Raw genomic sequence first — 1,246 nt, 5'->3', positions numbered from 1 at the left:
TGATCATTCATGGTTCTTTAGTCCCTCTAGTCTGACTTAACCTACTCTAAGTTAACAAAGAAAGCGATTGGCCGTAGGCCACGCTACGCGATCGCTATACTCGCACCTATATACTCGCACCTACAGGATGGCATAGCTCTCGCGATCACCAAGTCAACTCCCTGATGCGATCGCGTAGGGGTTCAATGCTCGCGCATCGCATACCCCAGATTCATAAAACAAATGCGTTCGCGTAGCGGCTCAATGCTCGCGCATCGCATTTTTTTTCAACCCCTTTCTTTCTATTAAATAGATAGCAGTTATCAATCGGGTGAGTTACCCAGCCCTTGGGATTTTAGGGAGTAGGGAGTAGAGAGCAGGGTAAGCCCAGAAAAAATTGAGCCAAAATGTGATAAAAGGCAAGTATTATGACCATAGTAATCTTTGATTATCAGCACTATTGTACTTTTTTTCAATAGTTTTTTTCAATATTGTTAGTAATAATTACTCCTTACGGCGGTTTGCATAACTATCAGGTACACATTGTTTCTCCTCTTCCCACTTCCGACTTCCCACTTCCGAACGCGCCCCGCGTGGCCCACGGCCTCAGTCCCTGCTCCCTGCTCCGAAGTCCCTACAAACCCAAAACGAAAGTACCTAACTGAAGTGCAAACCGCTGTATTAATTTTGGCTCTCCTACAATGGGTGTGGTAAATGAGTAGTTTAAATGAGCGATTACCCCTTCAATAGCAAGGGATTCAATGAACTAAAAATGCCATTTTAATAAAAATGCATTTTTAAATTACTCAAAAGCTTACTTAGTAAGGTTTACGGCGATTATTTTATACTAATTTATCATAGCCACTCTAGGAGAGCCTTAATTTTTGCCCTTACCCTGGGCAGCACACTAACCCCTATTTACGCTGCCACAGCCAACTAATACCGCCCATAGCTACTGCCAATACCCCAAACAGGGAACTTGGTTCCGGAACAGTTTTCACCTCAGCAATCACAGTGACATTAGGATCTAATTTTGCCCCTGTATCGAATACAAACTCAAAAGCGTTGGCATCATCTAGAAGATTAGCGCGCAAGAACAAAGCACTCCAACGGGCAATGGTTTCAATCGCTTCATCCTGAGCTAGAGTGGGATTGCTAAAATCGGGTCGCGCACCAGGGGGTTAGTGGACAGTTACAATAAGTATCACAATATCTAGTAAAGTCTATGGAAAAGTCATAGACTTTAGTCATGGCATTAGTACCTCTC

Annotated in this window: 1 protein-coding gene; it reads right to left on the bottom strand. The window is 43.5% G+C overall.

The window, feature by feature from the left end:
- Positions 1 to 893: 893 nt before the first annotated feature.
- The gene (locus F6K20_RS39015; protein ID WP_008191520.1) at positions 894 to 1,073 is read right to left on the bottom strand and encodes a PEP-CTERM sorting domain-containing protein; all 180 of its coding nucleotides are present in this window, start codon (positions 1,071 to 1,073) and stop codon (positions 894 to 896) included.
- Between the last annotated feature and the right edge of the window lie 173 nt (positions 1,074 to 1,246).

The organism is Moorena sp. SIO2C4, from assembly GCF_010672485.1.
Lineage (GTDB): Bacteria > Cyanobacteriota > Cyanobacteriia > Cyanobacteriales > Coleofasciculaceae > Moorena > Moorena producens.
The sequence above is the reverse complement of the archived record's forward strand: the minus strand, read 5'-3'. Positions and strand labels throughout refer to the sequence as shown.